This window comes from Allobosea sp. 05T439, from assembly GCF_056396005.1.
Genome location: NZ_JBFTKP010000038.1, coordinates 20,515 through 38,222 on the forward strand (window position 1 = coordinate 20,515; position 17,708 = coordinate 38,222).

Below are 17,708 nucleotides of genomic sequence, written 5' to 3' on the forward strand. Positions count from 1 at the left end.
CGGTGCTCGGGAGTTCTAGAATCCAGTGCGGGCCCGTTCCCGCAGCTGTGCGCTGCTCATCTGCTCGAAGCCGAGCGCGGGCAGCAGGTCGTTATCCCCGACAAAGTCGCGACCATAGGCGGCAGACAGCATGGTCAGTCCAGCCTCGTGCAGCGTCGCGGGCTGCCCGGCGAGYCGCCCGAGCAGGACCGTCGGCAGCAGGCCGAAGGGCGCGTCCTCGAGCACATAGCGACTGGTCAAGGTCGCCGGGCCGAAGCCGCCATTGCCGCGCTGGTGCAGCTCCGCATTCATCTCGGCGATGCTTGCGACCGGCAGCTGGTAGGAAAAGGCGTAGTGCTCCTTGATCGTCCGCACCGAGACGTCAAAAGCCTGCGCGATCGCCAGGCGCTCCGCGTCGAGCAGCTCCATGACACGCCCAACCGCCGGCGTGACGTTCTCCGCCTGCCCCCAACGCTCGCCGCGCTCCATCCGCGTGAGGTTGAACAACGCGATCGCAAGATGGTTCTGCGGGTTGAGATTGCTGAGCGCGATCGCGAGCAGCCCGTCGCGCTTGACGAAGCGATCGCCGAACAGGGCGGTACAGAGCGCGTGGCCCTCGTCGAGCCCGGTTTCCGGCACGGTCGCGATGTCGATCTTCGAGCGCAGCGAATTGACCGCGGCCTCGGTCGGCGAGGCCTTGCGCCCGGTCGTCAGCGTCGTGCCCCAGGCGATGATCGGCGCGCGGATGCCGCGCGCGGCCAGGAGCCGCGAGAGATAGAGCGCCCCGAAGGAGGCGTGCGAGCTGATGATGACCGGCTGCCCCTCGCGCAGATGCTCGGCGGTCGCCTCCAGCGCCATCTTGTGCGCGTTGCCCGGCATGGCCAGCATCACCACGTCGGAACCGGTCACGGCCTCCTTCGCGCCATGGGCGATGCGGGGATGGAAACTCGCCTCGATCGCGCCGCTGGCCCGCAAGGGGGCCCCCGCCGCCAGCTCGGTCGTGCCCTGGCCGGAGGGCGACCAGAGCATGGGATCATGCCCACTGACCGAAAGCTGGGCGGCAGCGCCATAGGCGGCGGCGCCTGCTCCAAGGATACTCACGCGCATGGGATTTGGGCCTTTGGATCGGGGGACGATAAGGGGCGGCGGCGAGCCGGCGCGGGAGCCGGGACCTGCGGGGGTCCAGGCCTCACGGCGGCCCGGTTGAATCCACTATAACGGAACACGCTCAAGTAGAACCTCGCTCCTGCCGGACCTTCTGGTAGAGCAGAACCATCAGGCCGCGGGCCGGCTGATCAAGCTCGTTGCAGATCGAGTGGGGCACATCCACGGGATAGCGCGCCGTCTCGCCGGCCTTGACCGGATAGCGCGAGGACCCGCTCGCAATGACGAACTGGCCCGACAGGACCGTGAAATGCTCGACCGCGCCCGGCGCATGCGCGGCGCTGTCGAGCCGGCCATGGCCGGCGATCTCGACATCATACCATTCGACCGTGCCGGCCAGGCTCGGCGGGCTGAGGATGCGCAGCTGGCAGGAACCGTCGGCACTGCGGATCTCCGGCGTATGCTCCGGCGGGACGATCTCGATCGCGCTGCCGCCGGGCGAGGATTCGCTGCCTTGGAGGAGTGCGGAAATCTCGATCTGCAGCCCACGCGTCAGGCTCCAGAGCACCGCGAAGGTTGGATTGGCCTCGCCCCGCTCGATCTGCGACAGCATCGATTTCGACACGCCGGAGACGGCTGCGAGCTGCTGCAACGTCAACCCCCGCGCCTTGCGCTGGCGCTGGAGGATCGGTCCGATCTGGGGGGCGCTCAGCTCTGTCATGCCGGCGGCCTAGTGTGTCAGGACCTTGGTCAGGAACTGCTTGGCGCGCTCTGTCGCAGGGGCGGTGAAGAACTGCGCCTTGGGCGTGTCCTCGAGGATCTCGCCGCCATCCATGAACAGCACCCGGTCGGCCACGCGCTGCGCGAAGCCCATCTCATGCGTCACGACCATCATGGTCATGCCTTCTAGCGCCAGTTCCTGCATCACCTCCAGCACCTCGTTGATCATTTCGGGATCGAGCGCCGAGGTCGGCTCGTCGAACAGCATGGCGGCCGGGTCCATGGCGAGCGCGCGTGCGATGCCGACGCGCTGCTGCTGGCCTCCGGAGAGCTGGCTCGGTMGGCTCGTCAGCTTGTTGCCGAGCCCGACCCGCATCAGGATCTTCTCCGAGCGCTCATCGGCTTCGGCCCGGGAGCGCTTCAGGACATGGATCTGCGCCAGGCTGACATTCTCCAGCGCGGTCATGTGCGGATAGAGCTCGAAGCTCTGGAAGACCATGCCGATGCGCGAGCGCAGGGCCGGCAGGTCGGTCCTGGGATCGGACACCGAGACGCCGTTGACGGTGATCGTGCCGCGCTCGAACGGCACGAGGCCATTGACGCATTTGATCAGCGTGCTCTTGCCCGAGCCCGACGGGCCGCAGATCACCACGACCTCGCCCTGGCGAACGGTTGCCGAGCAGCCGCGCAGGATCTGCAGCTTGCCATAGGATTTGTGCACGTCCTCGACGGCGATCATGTCGTGCGGCCCTTCCTGTAGAACTCGACCGCCTTCGTCGCCGACAGGCAGATGATGAGATAGACGACGGCGACCAGCGTATACATTTCGGTCGGCCGCCCATCGCGCGAGGCGACGATGCTGGCTGTCGTCAGGAAATCATGCAGCGCCACGACATAGACCAGGGACGTGTCCTGGAAGACGATGACGATCTGGTTCAGGACCAGCGGCATCATCGCCCGCAGCGCCTGCGGCATGACGATATGGCGCATCACCTGGCTGCGACGCAGGCCGGTGGCGAGGCCGGCTTCAGCCTGCCCCTTGCGGACATTGGCGATGCCCGCGCGGATGATCTCGCAGTAGAAGGCGGCCTCGAACATCACGAAGGCGATCAGCGCCGACATCAGCGAGCCGATCGGCCGTCCGATCGCCAGCGGGATCAGGAAATAGAACCAGAACAGCACCAGCACGAGCGGCAGGGAGCGCATGACGGTGACATAGGCCGCAGCCGGCACCGCGATGAAGCGATGGGTCGACAGCCGCATCAGGGCGAGGCCGAAGCCGAGCACCAGCCCGCCCACGGTCGCGACCAGCACGAGCAGCGCGCTCAGCGCCATGCCCTCGGCGAGAAAGCTCCAGGAGCGGGCGATGACGCCCCAGTCGAAATCGTTCATGTCGCGGCCTTCCGCAGGGCCGAGCCGCCGATGCGGTCGTCGATGAGGCGCATCAGCGCCGTCACGCACAAGCCGATGACGAGATAGCCGACAGTGGCGAAGGTGAAGGCCTCGAGCCCCTGGAAGGTATAGTTCTCGACATGGCGGCTCTGCGCCGTCAGTTCGAGGACACCGATCGTCAGGCTCAGCGATGACAGCTTGATCGTGATCAGGAATTCGGAGGTCAGCGGCCCGACGATGGCGCGAAGACCGAGCGGCAGCACGACCAGCCGGAAGGCCTGGACAGGACGAAGCCCCGTTGCCAGCGCGGCCGGCAGCAGCGGATTTCCGACCGCCTCGATCCCGGCCCGGACCTGCTCGGCGACGCGCGATCCGGCGAACAGGGCGATCGCGACGACCGCCGTGACGAACTCAGGGTAAGGCAGATCGCGCTTCAGCCAGAGCCCGATGGTTTCGGGCACGATCTCGGGCAGAACGAAGAACCAGAGGAAGAGCTGGACCAGCGGCGGGATATTGCGGAAGACATCGATATAGATGCCCGCGACCAGGCGAGCGCCACGAGCCGGCAGGCTGCGCGCAATGCCAACGCCAAGACCGATCGTCAGCGCCAGGACCCAGCTGACCAAGCTGATGGCCAGCGTCCATTGCACGCCGCTCCACAGCCACTCCCAATAGGGCTCCTGCAGGAGGATGGACCAGTTCCAGCGGTAATTCATGCCGCGGATGCACGGCTAAGCCGTGATCCAGGGACCGCTGCCATCCACCGAGTCCCCATCGAATCCCTCCCAAGATTCCACTATACCGGAATGATGAGATCGGCCGTCGGGGATTGTCAACAGGCCGTCATGATATTGAGCCATGCGAAGCGCAACTGGCCATGGCAATGACCGGCCGGCTGCCATGCAAAATCCGTGGGGCGCGGACATAGCGTCCTTCCAGTGGTCGGAGTGCCCTCCTGGACCGGCAGTTCACTGACCTCTCCCCTCATTGCACGGCGGAGGAGCCCTGTGCTGAAACCGACCGGTTCGCGATCATCGGCCTCGGACGCTTCGGGATGCGGCGCATGGCCCAGGCCGTCGGCGATCCCAGCGAGGCGCGGGACTGGCGCGACACCATCCTACCCCGGATCGACCGTCTTCACGCCGCGCGGACGGAAACCACAGCCTCCGCGTCCGAACCGGGTCACGCTGAAAACTGGCGCGCGAGGCCGCTGGTGGCAGCCGCGCGCGCCTTCTGGATGGCCCCGGAACGATCGGGGCATGATCAAATCGAAATTGGAAATGAATGATCGATATCGGGCGACGAAATACACTCTACTGAATCACGTTGAATATCAACAATATGATAATATAATCACAATAGTTTATGTTTCTATCAATATAGGCTGTAAGTAATATGTACTATATGAAGATCTATTCTTTCTGCCCCCGTTTTGCCCCCCCCATTTGAAATTGCCGCCCAGCACCATTGTCGAACTGTCCGAGCTCGTATGTGATGAAGATCACATACGAGCTCGGGTTTTTCAGGTGACACGGACGGGTGAKACTGAGCGGCTGAGCCTGCCTGGAATCCTGGCTACATCCTCGAGCGGGAGAGATTGCAATGTCAGGCCGGTCGCTCCAAAGGCCTCTGCTCTTGCCCTTGTTCTCGTTTGCATGCGTCGCCTTGGTGGCGGCGACCTCTGCGATCGCGGCGGACGCCCCGCAGCACAGGACATTTCAATCGCGGACCTGCCCGGTCTGGGACAAGGACCTGCATCATCTGCTCGACTGGAGCGAGGCGTTCAGCATCCACACGCCTGAACTGCGCCTGAGCATTCGCGCAGAAGCCCTCAAGCTTCGCGAGAGATGCCTGCGCGATCTCAGCATGGCCTCGCTCAATCGCTACGTCATGCTGATGAAGCTGCTTTACGATGACGAAGCGGACGAGGTGGAATCCTACAATTGAGACGCTAAGGACGCTGGAGGCGAAATACCTCCCTGGGCGCGCGCGGCATGTCCCTGGCGCGAATCGCTCGAGACGTCGCCGCCGGGGCGCCGACCGAAGGCGAGAAGGACCGCGCGGCGGGAGATTGACCTACATCACACTGTCATATGTGGGGAGCGTCGATCCCTGGCCAACAGGGACCACAACCATGCGCCATATAGCATTCGCTCTTCTGACAGCCGCCACGCTGGCTTTCTCTCCCGCCCATGCCGAGGATGCGAAACCCTTCGCGACCGGCAAGACGATCGACCTCACAGCCGTCCTGAAGCCGCCCCCGGCGCCGGACTCCGTCCAGACGAAGGCCGAGATCGGCGAGGTCCTCACCATTCAGGTTACGCGCACGCCGCAGATGGAAGCGCTGGCCCAGGCCGATGCCGTCGAGGATGTCTGGCGCTTCGCCGACGTGATGGGCCCGGCCTTCAAGACTGAGGCGCTGCCCGTCTTTTCGGCCTTCTTCGATCGGATCGTCGCGACCGAGGGCGCGGTGGTCGATCCGGCCAAGGACAGCTGGAAGCGGCCGCGGCCGCATCAGGCGAGCCCGCTGGTCAAGCCTGTGGTGAAGGTCTCGAATTCCGGCGCCTATCCCTCCGGCCACACCACCGTCGGGACCTTGATGGGCATCGTGCTGTCGAACATGGTTCCGGAAAAGCGCACCGAGATCATGGCCAGGGCCTGGATCTATGGCTGGAACCGCGTGATCGGCGGAATCCATTATCGCTCCGATATCGACGCCGGCCGCATCGCAGGCTCGGTTATCGCTGCGCGCATCATGGAGCAGCAGGACTTCCAGACCGAGTTCGCCGCCGCCAAGGCGGAGCTGCGCAAGGTGCTCGGCCTCTGAGCGATCAGCGAGAGACGGGTTCGGCGGCGGGTCTCTCCCCTTCCGAACCCGCGCCAGCCGATCGGCCAGCAGACGAAGCCGTCACAGCGCCATCCAAGAAGAGCGCCAGCAGCGCGGCATCAAGCTGCCTTACGATGCCGAAGCGGACGATGTGGGATTCAACGATTGAGACGGCGCCGATCTGGCTCCGTCCTGGCGACCGGCATCGCTGCGTGCCGCGTCCCGCTCGGCCGGCACGACGACTCACTCCAGTGGATCATGCTCCATCGCGCGCACGACGATCGACCAGGCAGCGCTGTTCCATCCAGCTCCCCTCCTCGTCGTTCTGGCCAACTCGGCGCCCACGAGCATCGGGTTGACGACCGGCCCTTCAAGCAGTCGCCAGACCTCGTACATCTCGCGCCACAGCGTTTGAGAACTGCTCTCGGGACCTGGTACGCTGCGACGGATCAGCTTGACCACCAGCGACCATAGTTCGTTGATCACGACGAGGGTGTAGATGCCCAACAGCCATATGCCGGTTGTTGTCCAATCAAAGTGGAAGGCCGCCCCTATCCCCAACAGAGGCACAACGATAAAAAAGGCGGCAGACGCCAATTGCAGCTGGAAGTCGGCCTTCCATTCGAGCTTCCGGAGCTTCTCGAGGTTGCCGCGGGCCCTCAAATAGCGACCCCGGCGCCATGGATCCCCCGGTTCTTCTGCTTTCTTCACCGCTTCCCCGAACCTAGACAGTTCGTGCGTCACCATCGCATCGACGAGCATCCAATCGAGGACAGGGTGCCGCATCCACGGTTGCGCCAGATAGTCTGCGACGCAGCTGTTGAACTGGTCCTCGCGGAGCCAGGTCTGATAGCGGCTTTCGTAGCCCTCCACGTATCCGCGGCCCGGATCGCGCCGCTGCCACATCACACGCTCGGCAGCCTTCCGGGCCTGGTCTTCAGCCGGGCTGCCCCACCACTGATGTTTGCCGTCGCTCAGCGCCGCCTGCGCCCTCCTGGGGACTGTGTATGACTGATGGAGACGGTCCGAGTATGCCGAGCCGTCGCCGCCTGTCTTGATCGTTTCGGCAAGCGCCGGATGGCGAGCTGTGTCATGAGCCAGCGCATCTGATGCGCGTCGAAGTCCTCCCCGGGCGAAAGGCGGATGTCGATCCATCGCGTTGTGTAGGCGATTGCCTCCGGCACCGACAGCGCTTCGCCCCGGCCGGACGGGATCGGCACGGGCCTATATTGCGGCAGGATGTCAGCGCTCAAGTCGTTGCACCAAATCCGGGGCGACGCCGACCGTGGTCGGCGGCAGCATGTTGACGCCGCGCTCGCGGGCGACTGATCTCAACTCGCGCGGCGCCATGCCGAAACGCTCCTTGAAGGTGCGGCTGAACTGCGCCTCGCTGCGGAAGCCGAAGGAAAATGCGATGGCGCCCAGCGTCTCGCCGGCGCGATCGTCGCCGTTKATCGCCTCGTAGCAACGCTGCAGCCGGCGTACCGCTTCCGCACCCGCAAGCATCTCCTCGCTCTGCGCGACGAACGCGGCCGCCTCATCGACAGTCATCAGCCGCCCTTGCCCGCTTTTTGCGTCGCCGGATCTGCTTCGCCGCACGCAGTATCAAGAGATTGCAGACGCGGCGTCAAGTACACCGAAATGTCCCACATTGGACTTCGTCAGCTTTGCTACGACGGTCCTCGGCGCGGCGAAACTGCCGGGGTTTCATGCGCGACCATCTGCACCATGCCTTGCGCCGGATGACGGCCCGGATCGAGCACGCACTCGAACGGCGCCGGGCTTGAGGCCGGGCTCGGCGTGGTGATGGCGATTGCGATTGTCCCGCCCGGGCGCAGCGGGAGGGACGATCGCGGATCTGGGTCAACACCGCCGGGGCGGCTCAAGCCCCCCACGAAGCCCCCGTCAGGACGGCTGGCCAGCAGGCGTTCCCTGGTGAAAGACCATCTGCCAGCGGCCGTCGATGAACCGCCAGATCGAGCTTCGCAGCGTGTGCCGCTCTTCCCGGCCATGGGCGACACGAAAGCTCAGATAGGTCAGCAGGACCACGTCGTCGGCCAGGGATCGGAGAACGAAATCCCTGGCTGCCGGCACCTCGACCGTCTGGGCATTGCCCTCGGCAAGACTTCGGATCACCTCGGTCTTGTCATGGACGCCGCCGGAGCGGCAGAATTCGACAAAACCATCCGCCAGAAGCCGATCAAGGGCTTCCGGAGAGGTTCGAACCGACGGCTTGAACAGCTCTTCCTCCAGCCCCCTGATCAGGTCGAGATCCTGTTTCACCGTGCCCTCCCCGCGCCGCCCTGCCCGACCGATGTCGCATTCACGAATGCCGAGATCTGTCCGGCGTCGCGGAGATAGACCACCGGGACATTGGCGGCCGTCGCGACCCGCTCGCGCTCGATATGCGGTCGCTTATCCCTATCGAAGGCCCAGACATATCGGAGGAAGCCGAGGAATTCCGCATCCAGCTTTTCGGTGCAGCCATCGGGGAGATCCGGCCGCGGCCGGTTCAGGATGCAGCGCCAGAGGACGCGGGCCAGGCAGGTCGTCCGCGGGGTGTCGAGCCAGATGACGATATCGGCGCGCGGCAGCCTCAGTTCGAAGGTCTGGCGGGAGTAGTTGCCCTCGCAGATCCAGGCATCGCCGGACACGGCGTCCCGCACGCGATCCCGAAAGAGCCCGGGCTCGGCCTTTGTCCAGCCGGCTTCCCAGAACAGGCGGTCGAGATGCACGACCGGCAGCGCAAGGCGCTTGCCCAGTGCTCGCGCGAGCGTCGACTTGCCGCTGCCGGCATTCCCCAGGATCACGATCCGTCGCATCGGCGCAGGCCATTCCTCTCGTTTCGACCTGCTCATACACCAGCGCGTGGACTCATCAGCGCGCAGGCGCGAAGGCTGCGAATGGTCGTGGCCGTATCCACGGCTCGCATCACCTCCCCCATCACTGCAACGCCCACAGCACCAGCCTCGATGCAGAGTGGCGCGCGGTCGCAGGTGATGCCGCCAAGGGCCACGACCGGCAGCCCGATCGCTGCCCAGCGCCGCAGCACGGTCAGGCCCAGGGCCGGGCCATAGCCGGGCTTGCTCGCCGTCGTGAAGATCGGGCTTACCGTGACATAATCGGCGCCTGCCGCTGCTGCCGCCCGGACATCGGCCTCGTCATGCGCGGAAACGCCGATCAGCGCGGAGACGCCGAGCACGGCGCGGGCCGCGGAGATCGCCCCAGCCGATTGCAGATGGACGCCCCGTGCCCCGACCCGGGCGGCGAGATCAACATCACCGCCGATCGTCAGAACCGCATCCGCCATGCTCACGAGCTCATGCAGCTGCTGCGCCAGGCTGCGGCGTTCCGGCTGATCGAGATCGCGATCGCGCAGCCAGATCCAGCGTGCCCCGCCGGCGAGCGCCGCAGAGACAAGCTGCGGCAAAGGCTTCACGGCCTGATGCCGGTCGGTGACGACGAGCAGCCGGTCGGGCAGCCTGTTCACGACCCCACAAGCCCGAGCTGCGGGCTGGACGGCTGAGCCCGCCCACGCCGCGGAATGCGCCCCGCCAAGCGGGCGTTCCAGCCGGCCTCGACGGCGTGACGCATGGCGAGTGCCATTCGCACCGGATCATCGGCCTTGGCGACGGCGGTGTTGAGCAGAACCCCGCTCGCGCCGCATTCCATGGCGATCACCGCGTCGGAGGCCGTGCCGATGCCGGCATCAACGATCACGGGCACGGGCGAGCGGGCACAGATCAGCTCGAGATTGGCCGGATTGGCGACGCCCATGCCCGAGCCGATCAGCGACCCCATCGGCATCACGGCGGCGGCCCCGAGATCAGCCAGGCGAGCGCAAATCACCGGATCGTCGTTGCAATAGGGCAGGACGACGAAGCCCTTGTCGACGAGCTGGCGCGTCGCCTCCAGCAGCTCACCGACATCGGGATAGAGCGTCTCGCGATCGCCGATCACCTCGAGCTTGATCCAGTTGGTGCCAAGCGCCTCGCGTGCAAGCTCGGCGGTGAGGATGGCGTCGCGCGCGGTTTCGCAGCCTGCCGTGTTGGGCAGGAAGCGGCGGCCGGCAAGCAGGCGCACCGTGTCGGAGCCATGGCCCTGCAGCGAAATGCGACGCAGGGAGAGCGTGACAAGATCCGAACCGCTGGCCTCGATGGCATCGACCATGATGCGCTGGCTCGGATAGCCGGCCGTGCCAATGAGGAGCCGCGACGACAATGCCGTGCCCGCCATGGTGAGGGCCTCGATCGGAGTGCTCATGTCAGCCCCCTGCGAAGGCACGGATGATTTCGACGCGGTCGTTGCGCGACAGAGGCGTCTGCGCCCAGTCGACCTGCCGGACCACGGTGCCATTGAGCGCGATCGCGAAGCCCTGCGGACCCGGCAAGTCCATCTCGGCCGTCTCCTCCTGCCAAAGCGCCGCCAGATTCTCCGCTGCGCTATCGCGGTCCTTGCCATTGATGATGAGTTTCATGAGGTTGCCTCCAGACAGGGGGTGAAGCGCGCCTGGCCGAATGACGCGGCCGGACCCGTGATGCGATTCTCGACGAGGAGTTGCTCGATCGCGGCTGCCGTGACGGGGGCGAGCAGATAGCCGTTGCGGTGATGGCCGGTCGCAACGAGCAGGCCCGCTATCCCCGTCTCACCAAGGATCGGCGCATCGTCGATCGAGGTCGGGCGGAAGCCGGACCAGATCGCCTCGACCGGCATCTCCTCGATCGAGGGCAGTGCGCGCCGGGCGCCGTCGAGCAGGGCATAGACGCCGCCAGCGGTCACGCTGTCGTCGAAGCCGCGTTCTTCCATGGTGGCGCCGACGAGGAGAGTGCCGTCGCTCTTGGGAGCGAGATGCACCTGCTCGGTCCAGACGACACGCGCGAGCGTGCCGGTCTCGGGCGTGCTGCGCAGGGCGAGTGACTGACCCTTGAGCGGGCGGACGGGGATGTCGAGCCCCTGAAATCGGGTCCAGGCGCCGGCGGCCGCAATCACGATCGGGGCCTTGCAGAGCCCGCGCGGCGTCGAGACGCCGAGAGCGCGGCCGCCGGCCAGCTCCGGCTCGGCCTCGCAGGCTTCGACCAGGTGCCCTCCGGCCGCGAGACAGGAGCGTCGTAGCGCCGCCATGACGCGCGGCGGATCGACCTGATGGTCGGCCGGGCAGAGAATGCCGGCAACGACCGAGGGCCTCAGCCCGGGCTCGCGTTCGCGGCATTGCGCCCCGCTAAGCCATGCAGCCTCGACCTCGGCGCGCCGCTGCATGTCATGGCGGAAACGCAGGCGCTCGACCTCCTCACGCCCCAGCGCGACCAGCAGGACACCGTCCCGGCGATAGTCGACGCCGAGCCCGCTCTCGGCTTCGAGCTCGCGCGCAAAACCCGGCCAGAGCCTTTGGCTTTCGAGCGCCAGTGGCAGCTGCTCCTCGCCGCCCGGCTCCAGCTCGGCGGCCGCGGCCAGCATGCCGGTCGCGGCAAGGCTTGCCCCTTGCCCGATCGTGCCACGCTCGAAAACGGTCACATCGAGCCCGCGCCGGGCCAGCCGCCAGCCGATGGACAAACCGATCAGGCCGCCGCCAATGATGGCGATATCGGTGGCGGCCGGCGCCTCGCAGGCGACGGGCCCGGAAGCGTCGCCAGATCGGCGAAGGGTGGTGTGTGGCGGGCCTCGCATAGGCAAACTCCTCGCCCGCTCGGGGAAGGAGATCTGGCAGCCCTTCGGCTGCCGGCAAGTGCCGCGACGCTCCATCCCTCCGCCGGTATGAGCCGGATCAGGTTCGAAGGATTTCCGCGCGCCTCTCCGGGGAACACCCGGTCTGCTAGCGGTTTCTCAGCCCCTTGCCGGGGATCTCCTTGGATCCGCGCAGTCTGGAGCCGGGGCGGCAGCGAGGTCAAGGCCAATCAGACACGAACGCCGGGAGGACCCCGGCTGGCGGGCCAGGGGCCGGGAATCTTCGCCGGTCCAAGGCGCTGCTGAGGCACCTCGCCTGCCGCCATTCACCCGCGCTCCGCTTCCGCTGCCGGCACGCGCGGCCAGGCGGGCAGCTTCACGAGGGAGCGCTCCGCCGGCCATGCCAACAGCCTGCATTGTCCGTAGCGCCCAAAGCAGGCGCGACGGCGGAACGTTCCGGTCCATGAGCCGTTGGACCTCTACCGCCGCGACAAGAAGGCGGTTCAGGAGAAGCCCAGTGCCTACAGACGCGGAAAAGCCGGTTGTTCTCGTTGTCGACGACGAGCCGATCATCAGGATGTATGCGGCCTTGCTCGTCGAGGAGGCCGGTTACCTCGCCGTCGAGGCAGCGACCGCCGACGAGGCCCTGGCCATTCTCGAGCAACGCGACGATGTCCGCATCCTCTTCACCGATGTCGAGATGCCGGGCTCGCTGAACGGCCTGCAGCTGGTCGAGGTCGTGCGCGAGAAATGGCCGCCGATCGGGCTGATGGTGACCTCGGGCCATGTCCGGGTCGACCCTCAGAAATTGCCTGAGCGGGCCCGGTTCTTTCGAAAACCCTATACCGAGAGCGAGATCATCAGGACGCTGAAATCCTTGCCGGCCAGCGCCTAGGCGCGCCTGACCGAATGGGCGCGAAGGAAACGGCCGATCCCCGCGCCGGGGCGGGATCGGGGCAGAGCCCAGGAAACGGGCTTGAAACGGGCTTTCCGTGCCCGACGGAGGGCTTGCATCCTTCGTGATGGCGCCGACCGGATATCCCGAGATCTGCAACTCGCCCGCGCGCAAACCGGTGAGGCACTGCGCGCAACTCGTAAACCAGCTGGAGAACTGGTAGGATCGCAGGTGGGCGACGCTTTCCGATTGCTGGGCGGACACAGCCATGCGGAAGTTCGATTACTACGACACCGTGCTGGTACCGTGGTATTCGGAAGATGACTTTCCTGCCTTGCTGGACATGGTCGGCAAGGACCCCAGGATCCCCCGCTCCTATCCCGAATGGAAGCGCCAGTTCGCTGCCGCGACGGAGCTGCTTCTGGCCAAGGGCAAGACCGTCCAGATCATCACCGTTCGCCTCGCCGAGTATCTTGAGTGGCTGCAAAACACCCATCGCAGCAACACGGTGGCGGCACGCCTGCGCTATCTGAAATGGCTGGCCACGCAAAACGGCCAGAGGGCGACCGTCCTCCCMGTGCCGGCAAGGGTGCTGTCCGACGCAGGTGGCGAGGGCTAGCCGCACAGGGTTCGCCCCTGCCAGGTCCAAGGGGCCTGTCTCCGTCATGCGGTCGCGCCTGGCAGCGAGCGCCTTTGGCGCCCCCATAGGAAACAGGCAATGGCGGCTGCTTGCACCACGGCAGCGACCGCAAACAGCGCTGCCCCATCGAAGCTCGACAGTCCGGTTGGCGACAGCGTCCGCAGAGCGCCGAACACGGCCGGCGCAAAGGAATAACTTGCCTGTCCGATGGCAACGATCAGTGGAACGACGCGGGCAACGTCTGCCTTGCCGAATTCGACCTGTGCGATGAGCGGTGGCAGGGATGTGGCATTGCCAATCCCCGCACCGAACAGAATGACGCCCATGATCATCAGCGTTGCGTTGGCATCGCCCGCGATCAGGAAGGTCAATGACCCGCCGATCTGGACCGCATAGCTCGCGCAGGCGACGAGGCGGCGGTCCGCCGAGGCAGGCATGACGAGGCCGACCACCGTCCTGCCTGCGATCGCGGCGATCGTTGCGCCGCCCATGGCCAGCCCGGCATTTTGAGGCCCGATCGCCGGGACGAGCAGGGAGAACAGATGGGCGAGAAGGCCGATCTGGGCGAACAGACCCAACGCCATCCCTGCCGCCAGCGTCAGGAAACGACGGTCCCGCCACAGCGATCCCTTTGGCATGGCCGCCGCAGCCGAAGCGCTGACCGCAGCCGGACCTGCGTCTGGCCGAATGCCGTCAGGAAACTGGCTCAGTCGCTCGGGAGTCTTTGAAAACACAAAAATCGACAGGGAGAGAATAGCGGCGATCATCGTCACGCCGACCACGATCGCCGCCTTGAGAAAACCGATGGCGAGGATGAGAGCGACCCATAGAGGTGAGAAAATCACGCCGCCGATACTGGCTCCGTTATAGGCCATCGAGAGAGCCGCAGGGCGAGAACTCACGAACCAGGGGGAGATGATCGCATTGACGGCTGCGGCGCCCATCGCAACCCAGCCCACGCCGCTCAACAGAGCTGCGCAGAAGAGTTGCCACGGCTCGCTGGCCATCGCCCAGCCGACGACCCCGGCAGCAAGCAAGGCCGCCCCGAGAGCCGTCACCACGGGAACACTCAGGCTTCGATAGAGGCGCGGCAGATTGGCGATGACGACCGCTCCGACCAGAAAGTGCAGGGTGACAGCCGCTGAGACCAAGGCCACCGACCAGCCGGTCCGTTMGACGACGGTTTGCAGGTAGATCGGCGGCCCGTAGAAACCGACGCCCCACCCGAATGCCGCCAGAACAAAGGTCGCAGCGACGATATGCCAGCCGAAGAACGGTGGCTTCGCTGAAAGAGAGGACATGATGAAGCTCCTGACGCGGCTCAGGCGCTTATGGCAGCATCGGGCGGATAAATGCTTCGGTCCCGACCGTAGCATTCCCAAAAAAGCTTCGGCGATGATCCCGCCTGCAACACTGAGGCCGGACCATTCGACAGCCCTGGCGCTGATCCGGGAAACGGGTGAAGCCGTGGCAGCGCCCCTGCCCCGCGCGGAAAACCCGGCCTCGATCCGGCTCAGGTCTTGCCTTCGACCCAGCGTCCGATCATCTGGTACTGGACTTTCGCCTGCTGGTACTCGCGGTAGAAGTTGAGCAGGTCGCGCAAGGGACTGGAAAGGCGCTCCAGGCCCGAGATGAAGGCGACGACGGTGCCGATCGTCGTCTGCCCCTGGATCACCATCCAGCCCCCGACGATGAGAACCATCAGCGGACCGATGGCATTCGCGACGTTCAGCAAGGTCTTCAGCCCGTATTTGAGGACATAGAACCGGATTCGGTTGCGGAAGATCGCATGGATCGTGGCGGACTCCGTCGGAGTCGGCTTGGATTCTGGACCGCTCCGGGCCCCGCTCCCGCTCTGGGCGACGGTTTCGTCGCCGAGCTTGCGCACCAGCCCGACCTGCCGCTCGACGAGCGTGTTGAGGTCGGCCTGCATGTAAAGTGCGAGGAAGACCTGCGGCAACAGGAAGACCATGCTGATCAGCGCGATCAGCGGCTGGATGTACAGMATGTAGCCGAGGATCACGCAAAGGAAGGTCAGGTTGACGACGAATTCCGAGATGCCGACCCCGACGAAGCCGCCGACACCGTCGATTTCCCGGCCGATGACATTGACCGTCTGCCCGCTCGTGTTCCCGTCGGACGATGCCCTCTCGGTGGCAACGACCGTCAAGTGGTCGCGCGACTTTTTCACGACGCTTTCGCTGACCCAGCCCTGATAGACCAGAAGCGCATATTTCAACGCCGCCTGGAGCAGGACGATGGCGAGATAGAGCGCCCCCAGGAAAAGCAAGGTCCGGACGTCCCGGTTGGCGATCGCCACATCCACGATCCGCCGTTGGAGATCGATCGGCGCGAAGTTGAGCAGCGCCACCGCCATCGCGATCAGGCCGACATAGAACTGATGGGCGCCGCTGGCGCGCCAGACAAAACTGCTCAGCGTCTGGTCGGACGCGATCGCCGGGGCCGACGTCTCGCTTGGCCTGATCCGCCTGAGAAGCGGGAGGAAGATGCTGCTCACGGAAGGGACCTTGTCGACGCCTGGACGGGGGGCAACGAACGGCCCGGCAGACAAGTTCCCCGCTTCAGGGATTTGTCACATCATGCGCTTGCCTGAACGAGGACATTCCAGGCCAGGCGGCTGCCTTGCATCACCCGCAACCCTCCGTTTGACACTGAAGAAGATCATGGCGATCGAGAGCGACTTCACCCCTTACATTCGTCGTTGGGCGCTGGCTGAAGACGGCGAGCCGATCCTGACACGGACCAGCCGCCTCCTCCCGGTTCGTTGGAACGGCGAGCCGGCCCATGCTGAAGATCGCGACGGTGCCTGAGGAAAAGCGGGGTGCGGGCCTCCTGATCTGGTGGAATGGGATCGGGGCTGCTCGCGTCATTGAACACCACGATGATGCGATCCTGCTCGAACGCGCGACCGGCAACCGCTCGCTCGCTGCGATGGCGGAGCATGGAAGGGATGATGAAGCGAGCGTCGTGCTCTGCAGGGCCGTTGCCGAGCTTCACAAGCCGCGTGCAGCGCCTCCATCGAATCTTGTCCCGCTCTCCGACTGGTTTCGGGCGCTCCATGCTGCACCTCAGGGCGGGATCTTCGTCCGATGCGCCGAGGCCGCACGCATGCTTCTGGCCGATCCGCGCGATGTCGTCCCGCTGCATGGCGACATTCATCACGCGAACATCCTTGATTTCGCAGAACGAGGCTGGCTCGCAATCGATCCCAAGGGCCTGCGAGGCGAACGCGGCTTCGATTACGCCAATCTCTTCTGCAATCCGGATCATCCGGTCGCCACGGCGCGTGGTCGCCTCGCCCGACAGGTGGACGTCGTCGCTCATGCCGCACAGCTGGAACGCGGCCGCTTGCTTCGCTGGATTCTCGCCTGGGCGGGGCTTTCGGCGGTCTGGCTCATCGAGGATGGGGAAACCGAACATATCGCGCCCACCCTTCGCGTCGCGGAGATCGCCGCGGCGGAAATCGACAAGGGTTGATTTTCCAACTCGGTGCCGCTCAGGCGGGTCGGCAAGCGGGTTGGCGGAAACCACCTTTCGTGCAGCCATCGGCACGGGCCACTGGCCGCTGATGATCAGTGCCATTCAGCGATCAAACTGACACGCGAGCCAATCGGCAACGATCGGGCAATCCAAGTGTTCTGATCAATGGGACTGGCCCGCCGCAGGGGCGATGGACGGACCAGTCCCTCTCGCGCGTCAAAACGGGCCGCGCGATACCCTATTCCCGCCCCTCGCCTCCTCGGCGGAGAAGGATTGTTTTTCCGTACGAACGTTCGTATATAAATATCACAATGAGGCCGGGCGGTTTCCCGCCTTGGCCAGGAAATCGATATGGGCAGACACAGAAAGCACGATCCAGAAGAGGTCCTGAACGCGGCGGAGCGGGTCGTGCTCAGCCGCGGCGCGGCTGGCCTCTCGATCGATGCCGTCGCCAAGGAGGCTGGGATCGCAAAATCCAGCGTCCTCTATGACTACAAGTCCAAAGGCGCCGTGCTCGAGGCCCTCATCGGGCGGATCATCAAGGCCGACGACAAGAAGGTGGCCGCCGCCGTAGCGGCAGCCGTCGCGACCCCTAATCCCGAACTTTTCGGCAGGATCGAGGCCACCGCCGCGGGGCAGCCCTCCGAGGACGAACGCGCCATTGCGATGGCGGTCAGCGCGGCGGCGTCCCACCAAGATGCCTTTCAGCGCAGCATGCGCGATTGGCTCTCCCGCGACCTCGATGCGATCCAGGCCGGGACCGACAAGCCCTTCGCGTCCCTGATGGCCTATCTCGCCCTCTTTGGGCTTTCCTCCATCGAATATCAGGGGTTCCGCGAGTTCGATCCGTCCGAACGCGCCGCCATCCTGAACGGCATCAAAAGCATTTTTGAACTCATCCCAGAAACTCCGGCTTCCCCATGAATTCCCAATCTGTTTTGCGTCCTTCCCGCCTGTCGAAGGTCGGGGAGCAATCCCTATTGCGCCGG

At 65.3% G+C, this 17,708-nt stretch carries 21 protein-coding genes, 1 pseudogene and 1 riboswitch; of the genes and pseudogenes, 7 read left to right on the forward strand and 15 right to left on the reverse strand.

The window, feature by feature from the left end; all coding sequences use genetic code 11:
- Nucleotides 1-15: 15 nt before the first annotated feature.
- From AC1DIO_RS28550 to AC1DIO_RS28570, 5 genes are all read right to left on the reverse strand, one after another.
- Nucleotides 16-1,086 carry an NAD/NADP octopine/nopaline dehydrogenase family protein gene (locus AC1DIO_RS28550; protein ID WP_476832862.1) on the reverse strand — a complete coding sequence of 357 codons (1,071 nt, stop codon included), beginning with the start codon at nucleotides 1,084-1,086 and terminating at the stop codon, nucleotides 16-18.
- A 121-nt stretch (nucleotides 1,087-1,207) separates the two neighbouring features.
- Nucleotides 1,208-1,804, reverse strand: coding sequence for a helix-turn-helix domain-containing protein (locus AC1DIO_RS28555; protein ID WP_441492916.1), 597 nt, complete (start codon nucleotides 1,802-1,804; stop codon nucleotides 1,208-1,210).
- A 9-nt stretch (nucleotides 1,805-1,813) separates the two neighbouring features.
- Nucleotides 1,814-2,542, reverse strand: a complete 729-nt coding sequence (locus AC1DIO_RS28560) for an amino acid ABC transporter ATP-binding protein (RefSeq protein WP_476854431.1) — start codon at nucleotides 2,540-2,542, stop codon at nucleotides 1,814-1,816.
- A complete protein-coding gene (locus AC1DIO_RS28565; RefSeq protein ID WP_441492914.1) occupies nucleotides 2,539-3,195 on the reverse strand; it encodes an amino acid ABC transporter permease in 657 nt (218 codons plus the stop codon). The genes AC1DIO_RS28560 and AC1DIO_RS28565 overlap by 4 nt, the downstream gene beginning before the upstream one ends.
- Nucleotides 3,192-3,911 carry an amino acid ABC transporter permease gene (locus tag AC1DIO_RS28570; protein ID WP_476770816.1) on the reverse strand — a complete coding sequence of 240 codons (720 nt, stop codon included), beginning with the start codon at nucleotides 3,909-3,911 and terminating at the stop codon, nucleotides 3,192-3,194. Before AC1DIO_RS28570 ends, AC1DIO_RS28565 begins: the two co-directional genes overlap by 4 nt.
- A 347-nt stretch (nucleotides 3,912-4,258) precedes the next feature.
- Between AC1DIO_RS28570 and AC1DIO_RS28575 the strand changes: the two genes are divergently transcribed.
- From AC1DIO_RS28575 to AC1DIO_RS28585, 3 genes are all read left to right on the forward strand, one after another.
- Nucleotides 4,259-4,483 (forward strand): hypothetical protein, encoded by a 225-nt coding sequence (locus tag AC1DIO_RS28575; protein WP_441506910.1) that lies wholly within the window; start codon nucleotides 4,259-4,261, stop codon nucleotides 4,481-4,483.
- Between the two features lie 380 nt (nucleotides 4,484-4,863).
- The gene (locus AC1DIO_RS28580) at nucleotides 4,864-5,142 is read left to right on the forward strand and encodes a hypothetical protein (protein WP_441492911.1); all 279 of its coding nucleotides are present in this window, start codon (nucleotides 4,864-4,866) and stop codon (nucleotides 5,140-5,142) included.
- Between the two features lie 187 nt (nucleotides 5,143-5,329).
- Nucleotides 5,330-6,022: an acid phosphatase gene (locus AC1DIO_RS28585; RefSeq protein ID WP_476832864.1), complete on the forward strand. Its 693-nt coding sequence runs from the start codon at nucleotides 5,330-5,332 to the stop codon at nucleotides 6,020-6,022.
- Between the two features lie 243 nt (nucleotides 6,023-6,265).
- Here the strand turns inward: AC1DIO_RS28585 and AC1DIO_RS28590 are convergent, their stop codons facing one another.
- The 8 genes from AC1DIO_RS28590 to thiO all read right to left on the reverse strand — a co-directional run bounded on the left by AC1DIO_RS28590 (nucleotide 6,266) and on the right by thiO (nucleotide 11,686).
- Nucleotides 6,266-7,177: a hypothetical protein gene (locus AC1DIO_RS28590; RefSeq protein ID WP_476854432.1), complete on the reverse strand. Its 912-nt coding sequence runs from the start codon at nucleotides 7,175-7,177 to the stop codon at nucleotides 6,266-6,268.
- Nucleotides 7,178-7,264: 87 nt separating this feature from the next.
- Nucleotides 7,265-7,573, reverse strand: coding sequence for a helix-turn-helix domain-containing protein (locus AC1DIO_RS28595; RefSeq protein ID WP_441506913.1), 309 nt, complete (start codon nucleotides 7,571-7,573; stop codon nucleotides 7,265-7,267).
- 354 nt (nucleotides 7,574-7,927) lie between these two features.
- On the reverse strand, nucleotides 7,928-8,305 hold the full coding sequence (locus AC1DIO_RS28600; protein WP_441492907.1) for a nuclear transport factor 2 family protein: 378 nt from the start codon (nucleotides 8,303-8,305) through the stop codon (nucleotides 7,928-7,930).
- Nucleotides 8,302-8,844 carry a P-loop NTPase family protein gene (locus tag AC1DIO_RS28605; protein ID WP_441506914.1) on the reverse strand — a complete coding sequence of 181 codons (543 nt, stop codon included), beginning with the start codon at nucleotides 8,842-8,844 and terminating at the stop codon, nucleotides 8,302-8,304. The genes AC1DIO_RS28600 and AC1DIO_RS28605 overlap by 4 nt, the downstream gene beginning before the upstream one ends.
- Before the next feature lie 32 nt (nucleotides 8,845-8,876).
- The gene (locus AC1DIO_RS28610; protein WP_476854433.1) at nucleotides 8,877-9,512 is read right to left on the reverse strand and encodes a thiamine phosphate synthase; all 636 of its coding nucleotides are present in this window, start codon (nucleotides 9,510-9,512) and stop codon (nucleotides 8,877-8,879) included.
- Nucleotides 9,509-10,285, reverse strand: a complete 777-nt coding sequence (gene thiG / locus AC1DIO_RS28615; RefSeq protein WP_441506916.1) for a thiazole synthase — start codon at nucleotides 10,283-10,285, stop codon at nucleotides 9,509-9,511. The genes AC1DIO_RS28610 and thiG overlap by 4 nt, the downstream gene beginning before the upstream one ends.
- A gap of 1 nt (nucleotide 10,286) precedes the next feature.
- Entirely contained in the window at nucleotides 10,287-10,499 is a 213-nt protein-coding gene (gene thiS, locus AC1DIO_RS28620; RefSeq protein WP_441492903.1) for a sulfur carrier protein ThiS, read from the reverse strand.
- Nucleotides 10,496-11,686 carry a glycine oxidase ThiO gene (thiO, locus tag AC1DIO_RS28625; RefSeq protein WP_476769704.1) on the reverse strand — a complete coding sequence of 397 codons (1,191 nt, stop codon included), beginning with the start codon at nucleotides 11,684-11,686 and terminating at the stop codon, nucleotides 10,496-10,498. The genes thiS and thiO overlap by 4 nt, the downstream gene beginning before the upstream one ends.
- Nucleotides 11,687-11,743: 57 nt before the next feature.
- Nucleotides 11,744-11,876, reverse strand: a riboswitch (TPP riboswitch).
- 324 nt (nucleotides 11,877-12,200) lie between these two features.
- Between thiO and AC1DIO_RS28630 the strand changes: the two genes are divergently transcribed.
- Together AC1DIO_RS28630 and AC1DIO_RS28635 are read left to right on the forward strand one after the other, a co-directional pair.
- Entirely contained in the window at nucleotides 12,201-12,578 is a 378-nt protein-coding gene (locus tag AC1DIO_RS28630; protein ID WP_476769705.1) for a response regulator, read from the forward strand.
- A 268-nt stretch (nucleotides 12,579-12,846) separates the two neighbouring features.
- Nucleotides 12,847-13,197 (forward strand): hypothetical protein, encoded by a 351-nt coding sequence (locus tag AC1DIO_RS28635; protein ID WP_441506919.1) that lies wholly within the window; start codon nucleotides 12,847-12,849, stop codon nucleotides 13,195-13,197.
- Between the two features lie 44 nt (nucleotides 13,198-13,241).
- Here the strand turns inward: AC1DIO_RS28635 and AC1DIO_RS28640 are convergent, their stop codons facing one another.
- Together AC1DIO_RS28640 and AC1DIO_RS28645 are read right to left on the reverse strand one after the other, a co-directional pair.
- The gene (locus AC1DIO_RS28640) at nucleotides 13,242-14,519 is read right to left on the reverse strand and encodes an MFS transporter (RefSeq protein ID WP_476854434.1); all 1,278 of its coding nucleotides are present in this window, start codon (nucleotides 14,517-14,519) and stop codon (nucleotides 13,242-13,244) included.
- 212 nt (nucleotides 14,520-14,731) lie between these two features.
- Nucleotides 14,732-15,736, reverse strand: a complete 1,005-nt coding sequence (locus AC1DIO_RS28645) for an ABC transporter transmembrane domain-containing protein (RefSeq protein ID WP_476854435.1) — start codon at nucleotides 15,734-15,736, stop codon at nucleotides 14,732-14,734.
- 166 nt (nucleotides 15,737-15,902) lie between these two features.
- On the opposite strand from AC1DIO_RS28645, the pseudogene AC1DIO_RS28650 reads away from it, so the two are divergent.
- Nucleotides 15,903-16,716 (forward strand): annotated as a pseudogene (locus AC1DIO_RS28650) (aminoglycoside phosphotransferase family protein).
- A gap of 354 nt (nucleotides 16,717-17,070) precedes the next feature.
- Entirely contained in the window at nucleotides 17,071-17,643 is a 573-nt protein-coding gene (locus AC1DIO_RS28655) for a TetR/AcrR family transcriptional regulator (RefSeq protein WP_476769707.1), read from the forward strand.
- Nucleotides 17,644-17,708: the final 65 nt, after the last annotated feature.

Bases quoted from the DNA above. Each gene is read 5' to 3' on its own strand.
- AC1DIO_RS28605 (WP_441506914.1), bottom strand. From the start codon at position 8,844: ATGCGACGGATCGTGATCCTGGGGAATGCCGGCAGCGGCAAGTCGACG.
- AC1DIO_RS28655 (WP_476769707.1), top strand. From the start codon at position 17,071: ATGGGCAGACACAGAAAGCACGATCCAGAAGAGGTCCTGAACGCGGCG.
- AC1DIO_RS28555 (WP_441492916.1), bottom strand. From the start codon at position 1,804: ATGACAGAGCTGAGCGCCCCCCAGATCGGACCGATCCTCCAGCGCCAG.
- AC1DIO_RS28575 (WP_441506910.1), top strand. From the start codon at position 4,259: ATGGCCCAGGCCGTCGGCGATCCCAGCGAGGCGCGGGACTGGCGCGAC.
- thiG (WP_441506916.1), bottom strand. From the start codon at position 10,285: ATGAGCACTCCGATCGAGGCCCTCACCATGGCGGGCACGGCATTGTCG.
- thiO (WP_476769704.1), bottom strand. From the start codon at position 11,686: ATGCGAGGCCCGCCACACACCACCCTTCGCCGATCTGGCGACGCTTCC.
- AC1DIO_RS28590 (WP_476854432.1), bottom strand. From the start codon at position 7,177: ATGGATCGACATCCGCCTTTCGCCCGGGGAGGACTTCGACGCGCATCA.
- thiS (WP_441492903.1), bottom strand. From the start codon at position 10,499: ATGAAACTCATCATCAATGGCAAGGACCGCGATAGCGCAGCGGAGAAT.
- AC1DIO_RS28570 (WP_476770816.1), bottom strand. From the start codon at position 3,911: ATGAATTACCGCTGGAACTGGTCCATCCTCCTGCAGGAGCCCTATTGG.
- AC1DIO_RS28585 (WP_476832864.1), top strand. From the start codon at position 5,330: ATGCGCCATATAGCATTCGCTCTTCTGACAGCCGCCACGCTGGCTTTC.
- AC1DIO_RS28565 (WP_441492914.1), bottom strand. From the start codon at position 3,195: ATGAACGATTTCGACTGGGGCGTCATCGCCCGCTCCTGGAGCTTTCTC.